Consider the following 7,083-nt stretch of genomic DNA (forward strand, 5'->3'; position numbering starts at 1 on the left):
GCGCGTTCCCGCAACTGCTGGCCGCCTACGAGCACAAGGAGCGCTTCTACGGCATCTGGGACGCCACCACACGGCTCCAGGCAGAAGCCGCCCTGGACGAGTGGATAGCCACCATCCCGAAGGGCCAAAAGGAAGTCTGGAGCGATCTGGTCAGGGCAGTGGGAAACTGGCGCGAAGAGACCATGACCTACTTCGAGACGGACATGCCCGTCACCAACGCTTACACGGAGTCCATCAACCGACTGGCCAAGGACAAGAACCGTGAAGGGCGCGGTTACTCCTTCGAGGTGATGCGGGCACGAATGCTCTACACCACGAAGCACAAGAAGAAGGCACCGACTGCGAAGGTCTCTCCTTTCTACAAGAAAACCATCGGTTACGGACTGCCGGACTTCGCAGAGGAACTCAACTACGGAGTCGATCTATCAACCATCTGAGGGTGGTATCAGATTGATGGGGTGAAGGTGCCCCATCAACCATTAAATCCGTATACCCGAAAAACGGAGGAGCCAGGATTCTGATTTTACTGCCATTTCCGGACTAGATCACTGCCAAAAGGCCAGCCATCTTGAAAATCCGGCCTTCAAAGACTCAGTTTTAGCAGTAATCAGCTGCGTCATTAATCATTCTTCGAGTTTAATTCAGAATCAACGGGGTCATTCTGGCTGTCTGTTGGCGGAAGATCGATCGAGAATAGCTGGTACCGTTTGTTCTCCCCCAGCTTCTGAGCGTCAGTGGCCCGCGGACCAAGAACCTTATCTACCGCATCGTTTGGAATTGCGGCAAAGACCCTGGCGTACCCGTCAGCGTCCAGCAGACTGTCGAATTCTGTGGAGGTGATTTCGACAGCGTCGCCCAACGAATAAAAACGTGCGGAAAATGGCATCTTGCCAATGTAAAAGATTGGACCGTCTCCCGCTTGCTGAATGCTCTCATACCGGCCTATCAATTGCTTCTCGGTTTTTAGTGGTTTTACTCCGCTCACACCTATGAACACAGAAAGGGTAAAGAGAACGGGTGCAAGTAATACAGCACCCGACCTGATTCTGGACCAGGGACGTAAATTGAGCTGCGACACCCATCCGGCAATCAGAATGGCCGAGAACGGCAGAGAAGGAAGTATGTAAGTCCAGAGCGTGTTGCCTGCCAGGGTAAAGAACAGCATTGGCGTTATCGCACAAAACAACAGATACAGCGTTGAGGCGTCTTGAACAGCACCAGTGAATATATCCTTTGTTTTGCCTCGCGCCGCCGCAAGGCCAAAGCCAACCAAGCCAATGATACCCCAGGGGAATGAAGCCCAAATCCAGAATATCCAGATCATGCCCTTGGGCCGGTCATGGGCACTACCGTACAAATCGCCGGCCCACCCGGGGTCCAGAAACCGGCTAAAGTGTTCGCCAATGATGAAATAGTTGAGGAACCCGGGCGTTTTCAATTCAGCGAGCACGTACCATGGCACGGCAATCGCCAGTGTCAGAAGTGAGCCAAGAAGCCAGGGTAATTTTTTTAACGGTTGTAACTGCTGCCTGAAAATAGCAGCCCATAGCACCAGGGGGGTAACGGTCAATACAACAGCCAACGGTCCCTTTGACAACAAGCCGATAGCCAGGCCCACGAAAAACCACCAGCGCCAATAGTCAGACCGGCCCGAAAGCACGAACCACATGCTCACCAGAGAGAGGGTCGTTCCAAAAACCAGGAATGTATCCGTCATGACTGCGCCAGCACTGATATAAGTGAGTGCCATCGTGGAAAGCACAAGAGTAGACCACCGAGCGACCGCAGCACCTCGCGCATGATTTGCGAGGCACCACGTCAGCCATACGATTCCAATCGTGGCGAACCATGCCGGTAGCCGCAATGAGAATTCAGACAGTCCAAATATCTTTAGAGAGGCCGCTTGAGCCCAGAATGACAGGGGAGGCTTCCCCCAGAACGGAACGCCGGGTTCAAACCAGGGCGTTATCCAGTCCCCGGATTCAGCCATTAACCGAGCGATTTCAGCGTATCGGGGCTCCGTTGTATCCACGAAGGGAAACAGCGTCATTCCGATAAAGCGACTGAACAATACGGCAGCCAGTACCCAGAACCAGGGCTCAAATCGCTTTAACATTCTTGACGCCTCTGAAGTTGCTGATTTGGTCTCGGCTTGATACCTCTTTGTTCTCGACCACTTCTTCGGTCAGATACAGTGGTCGCTGTTTCGATTCGATGTAGGTTTTGCCCACATACTCACCAACGATACCAACGCTCACCAGTTGTATGCCGCCCAGAAAACTGATGAGGGCGATTAACGATGGGTAGCCGTCAGTCGGATCGCCGAGCATTATTGCCTTCGCTACAATCCAGACACCGAACAATCCACCAACGGAGGCGGCCAGCAAGCCGACAAGCGTTGCCCATCTGAGAGGTGACACTGAGAAGGAAGTCAGGCCTTCAAGGGCCAGGCCGACCAGGCCCGGGTAGTCCCACTTACTCTCGCCAGCCACTCTCAATGCCCGGTCGTATTCGATGATCGTCGTTGGCATACCAACCCAGGCAAAGAGTCCCTTCATGTAGCGGTTGCGCTCTCCTAACCGGAGAAGGGCATCAACTGCCCGCCTGCTCATCAATCGGAAATCACCCGTGTCGACCGGGATTTCAGTGCGACTGGTCTTATTCAGCAAGCGATAGAAAAGGTGCGCACTCCAGCGCTTGAGAAAACTCTCGCCTACACGTGATCGACGTTGCATCAGAACGACATCAAAGCCGGACTTCCAACTCTTGACCATCTCGGGAATGTATTCAGGTGGATCCTGAAGGTCCGCATCCAGAACGATCACCGCATCCCCCTTGGCATGCTCCAGCCCTGCTGTTACCGCTGCCTCTTTGCCAAAGTTGCGGCTTAGCTTGACGAGACGGATGCTCGATTTCCTTTTAATGAAAGTCCTAACAAATTCGGCACTGCCATCCTCGCTACCATCGTCCACAACCACGATCTCCGAGCGAATATCGAGGCTCGCAAGGATCGGCAATACATGCTCAAAGAATAGGGGAAGCATCGAACGCTCATTGAACACCGGAACCACCAGGGAAAGCAGCTCTGATTCATTCGGCGCACGGGAAGTCTCAAGAGGTTTGTTCATGAAATACCAGCCTTTGGTAGACAACATAGTTAAATACAGCGACAGCCGCAGTGGTTAGAAGCTGAGCAGGCACAACAGAGATTTCAAACAGTTGATGCAGGACTAAAAAGATCAGAACGTTCAGGAGAGCTGCGAGTGAACAGGAAAAGGCATATCGCCAGATGGCCTGGATGTGTGGGCGTGCGTTTGGAAAGGCCAAAGTTCGCTGCAACCAGTAGTTGGTAACCGCTCCTACAACGCTTCCAGAAAAGGTGGCTGCTACGGGGGCCATGCCAAGCAGAACCAGGCCGGACATGGCCGCCCAATGGAAAAGGGTTGCCATTCCTCCGGCGGCAATAAATCCACTTATTCTTTTAAGGCTACTCTGATTAATTCCGACGTTCATTTATAATGGATCCAGTCCCGATAACGAGTTAAACCTCATGCGCCAAGATTCCTTTTCCGATGCCGGATTCGAGAAATACCGGAATAAGGAATCAGGGATATCCCAGTTAAGACAGACAGATTACTGGATAGTTCATATCGGGATCCAAGCATCAGCTCACGCTTTTTCAGACAGCAAGAGTATTCTATTTTCGGTTCAGCCCCGGATAAGACATTTTGGGTATACGGATTTAATGGTTGATGGGGCACCTTCACCCCATCAACCATTAAATCCGTATACCCTATAAATCAAGGGCGATTCGCTGGTAGCGATGTTGCGGGCAAGTTATGGAAACAAAAAAGCGCCCCGAAGGCGCTTAGAGTGCAACTGCTTCCAAAGGAGCTTGGAAGCTGCCGGAGGCGAATATCGTTCAGATATGAAGCGGTTAGTCAGCTTTGGTTTCTTTCTTGCTTTCCGTATTGTTCTGATCTTGGCGGGTATCCTTAATCTGTAATTCGTCTATTTTTCGTTTGGCGGATTCGGTTCCGTGAATTCGTTTTTGATCTGCTCGGAATTTTTCATAAAATTTAATTGAGCGGTCATAGCCATCTTCTGCATAAGACAATGCGGAGCCGCAGATTACCAAACCAACAACAATAGCTTTCAACAGATTCATAGGGCAGTCCTCGCTAAATTCAAAGGTGGCTTGCTGAGCTTTCTCGCTGAGCCCTGCAGGTTCGAATGAATTTTGCGTGATTGAAGCTAACAGCAGCATGAGCCAAGCATTACATTATTGAAATGTAATGCTTCCATTGCGCGGTGACATGAGCGCCTTGCTTCGTCATGTCAGCACCGAGGCGCACCAATCTGCAAGGGCCTATCCTACGAAAAGAATGATTGGAAGATTACAATCTTGTCATCCTCGGATTGACGCCGTATCATCTATCATTAGCGAGCAACGTCGTTTAACGTTTGAGAGGGATCGGCCAGTTATCGGCAAGTTTCAGACGATAATGCACGAACTCGCTTGAGAGTGGTCGCATTTCTGTCAGTGTGGTTTGGAAGGCCAGATGGTATTGGTGCTAGTATTATCTATTACTTTTTTTGGGCTCCCTATCCTTGTCTTATGTTATTTAAGGACGGTTAAAAACCAATGGCTCACGAACATAACCATAACACCGAAGCCATAGGCGATAAGCGTTTAATCGCTGCCATTGGCGTTAATACTGTGCTAACTCTGGCACAAGTTGTTGGAGGAATAGTTTCTGGCAGTTTATCACTCATAGCTGACGCGCTACATAACTTGAGCGATGCCGCATCACTGGTTATTGCGCTCATCGCACGTAAAATCGGTCGCAAACCGCCAGATGCTTTTAAAACCTTCGGCTACCGACGCAGTGAAACCATAGCGGCTTTGATTAACTTGGTCACGCTGATTATCGTTGGTCTCTACCTCATCTACGAAGCTATAGGTCGGTTTTTTGCCCCACAGCCCATTGAAGGATGGACAGTGGTCGTGGTGGCGGGAATAGCCTTGATTGTAGATGTCGTCACGGCCTTGCTCACCTACACAATGTCTAAGAATAGCATGAATATAAAGGCGGCATTCCTGCACAATGTGTCGGATGCGCTGGCCTCCGTCGGGGTTATTATTGCCGGAACATTGATTCTTCTGTATGGCTGGTACTGGACGGATACTGTCCTGACACTGATGATTGCTGGGTACGTGCTCTGGCAGGGCTTTAGCATGCTGCCTAAAACCATTCACTTGTTAATGGAGGGCGCACCAGAAGGAGTTTCCATCACTGATATAATCAATGTCATGGAGCAAGTGGACGACGTTGTGAGTGTTCACCACGTACATGTCTGGGAAATTGCCGAACATTCAACTGCATTGGAAGCTCACGTTGTCATCAAGAAGGCTAGCCTGCCCGAAATTGAACGAGTAAAGACTGATTTAAAACGAGTACTTCATGAGCAATTCAAAGTCAGCCACTCGACACTTGAAATGGAACTAGACGGCAGTGTTTGTATCGACACCAGGCAGGCCGACAGTCATCGCAGCGAAGCATAAGCCTGCTTTGCGCTCAACGCTGTTGCTAGACAGTTAGCTCGATATCAACCGGAGTGAACTTGTGACATCACTCGTTGCCGCTATGTCATCGACCAGAGACATGCTAGCGGCATGTGCCCAAATCAGTTCCTCACGAGGAGATCAGGCTAGGTCGTGGGCATCTTCGGCATGCTGATGTGACGAGTATGCCCCGGCAGTCGCTAACGCCGCCGAGGCTCAGAGCCAGCGGCGGACTTGTGCGCGGTAGCGGACGAATGATTCGCCGAACAGTGCTTCCAGCGCCCACTCTTCGGCTGCTATCTGGAAACGGTTCATGTACAGCACGAAAGCAACCACGCCCAGCAGGGTCAGAGGCGAGGCCAAGGCCAGCGCCCAAGCCGCAAGGATAATGGCGAAGCCTAAGTACATGGGGTTGCGGCTGTATTGGTAGATGCCAGCCTCCACTAATGCCGAAGCCTGCTGCGGCATTAGTGGATTGACCGTAGTGCGAGCGCGGCGAAACGACAGTACGCCGGCGAGGCACACGCCGAGCCCCAGGAGCAGTACCGGCAAAGCGAAGGTCAGGCGCTCGGTCCATGCCAGTTCGATGCTCGGCAATCTGGGTCCCGACAACCCCATCAGCAGAGCGATCAGGACCGCTACGAGCAGCGGTGGCACGCGGTTCTCCAGCGCGCTCATAGGGGGCCATGCCGAGATAAGGAGAAAATTCATTCATTTAGGCTGTAGGCTTCTGTTCTGTAAGGCTTTTCTGCAGAAGTGGCCACATCAGAGCCGTGGGCTGGTGAAGGTACTCGATGCTGTGGAGCGTGATGCGATTAAGCCAGCAGAGAAACGGTTTGGCTAAGGCTTAACGGGGGCATGCCGAGATAAGGCAAAAATTAGGACATTTGTTCTGTAACCTGCTGTGTCTAAAGGATTAATTTTGAGAGGCGCTGCTCAATTGCGGTGGCTAAATATTGATCAATTATCTCTGCCGAGATAATTGCAGATAATTCCCGCCGTCCGTACTCAGCGCGAGTTCATAAGATTGGAGAAATGCCGAGTTAGAGGGCCTGCGAACAGCTTTGGTCGAGGCTTTGCGCTTCGACGCATATGGCTGCTTAGCACTGGGGGCTCTCCCAGAAGCGACAAAGGCGGCCTCAACGAGACCGCCTCAAACCAAGTTTCATCACCGGTACACGTACCCGGGAGAGGAAGCTCTTGGGCAGGTTTCAATAATAACACCGGCGGCCGCAAAAACTGAGTGCAACACCTGACCTTTCCTGTACGGTGTCGCCATGTCTTACCACGAACTCAGTCTCGAAGAACGCTCCAACATCCAGGTCGGTCTGCTGCGCGGCATGAGCCAGCGGGCCATTGCCCGAATGCTTAACCGCAGCCCCTCGACGATCTGTCGCGAGATCCGTCGTAACCGCGGCGCCCAAGGCGAGTACATCACCCAGCATGCCCAGCGAGCGACGTGCGAGCGCCGCATGCCCTGCCGCCCACAAAAAAAGCTGATGCCTGGCACCGAGCTG

General features: G+C 52.0%; 8 protein-coding genes. 3 read left to right on the forward strand and 5 right to left on the reverse strand.

Translation table 11 applies throughout. The features are described from left to right. Nucleotides 1-437, forward strand: a 437-nt coding sequence (locus tag BM116_RS18320; RefSeq protein WP_139222361.1) for a transposase, incomplete at its 5' end; no start/stop codon positions are given. A gap of 182 nt (nucleotides 438-619) precedes the next feature. Here the strand turns inward: BM116_RS18320 and BM116_RS18330 are convergent. From BM116_RS18330 to BM116_RS18345, 4 genes are all read right to left on the reverse strand, one after another. Further along, entirely contained in the window at nucleotides 620-2,116 is a 1,497-nt protein-coding gene (locus tag BM116_RS18330) for an ArnT family glycosyltransferase (RefSeq protein WP_083729403.1), read from the reverse strand. Beyond that, nucleotides 2,100-3,128: a glycosyltransferase family 2 protein gene (locus BM116_RS18335; protein ID WP_083729405.1), complete on the reverse strand. Its 1,029-nt coding sequence runs from the start codon at nucleotides 3,126-3,128 to the stop codon at nucleotides 2,100-2,102. The genes BM116_RS18330 and BM116_RS18335 overlap by 17 nt, the downstream gene beginning before the upstream one ends. Continuing rightward, the gene (locus BM116_RS18340; protein ID WP_008930568.1) at nucleotides 3,112-3,513 is read right to left on the reverse strand and encodes a GtrA family protein; all 402 of its coding nucleotides are present in this window, start codon (nucleotides 3,511-3,513) and stop codon (nucleotides 3,112-3,114) included. The genes BM116_RS18335 and BM116_RS18340 overlap by 17 nt, the downstream gene beginning before the upstream one ends. Before the next feature lie 424 nt (nucleotides 3,514-3,937). Further along, nucleotides 3,938-4,267 carry a hypothetical protein gene (locus tag BM116_RS18345; RefSeq protein ID WP_229744518.1) on the reverse strand — a complete coding sequence of 110 codons (330 nt, stop codon included), beginning with the start codon at nucleotides 4,265-4,267 and terminating at the stop codon, nucleotides 3,938-3,940. 378 nt (nucleotides 4,268-4,645) lie between these two features. Here BM116_RS18345 and BM116_RS18350 point away from each other — a divergent pair, with 378 nt between their 5' ends. Then, the gene (locus tag BM116_RS18350) at nucleotides 4,646-5,566 is read left to right on the forward strand and encodes a cation diffusion facilitator family transporter (protein WP_083729407.1); all 921 of its coding nucleotides are present in this window, start codon (nucleotides 4,646-4,648) and stop codon (nucleotides 5,564-5,566) included. Nucleotides 5,567-5,782: 216 nt separating this feature from the next. Here BM116_RS18350 and BM116_RS18355 read toward each other — a convergent pair whose 3' ends face one another. Beyond that, nucleotides 5,783-6,244 (reverse strand): methyltransferase family protein, encoded by a 462-nt coding sequence (locus tag BM116_RS18355; protein ID WP_083729409.1) that lies wholly within the window; start codon nucleotides 6,242-6,244, stop codon nucleotides 5,783-5,785. Between the two features lie 599 nt (nucleotides 6,245-6,843). On the opposite strand from BM116_RS18355, the gene BM116_RS18360 reads away from it, so the two are divergent. Beyond that, on the forward strand, nucleotides 6,844-7,083 hold a 240-nt coding region (locus BM116_RS18360), incomplete at its 3' end, for a helix-turn-helix domain-containing protein (protein WP_139222385.1).

It is taken from the genome of Halopseudomonas pachastrellae, assembly GCF_900114765.1.
GTDB lineage: Bacteria > Pseudomonadota > Gammaproteobacteria > Pseudomonadales > Pseudomonadaceae > Halopseudomonas > Halopseudomonas pachastrellae.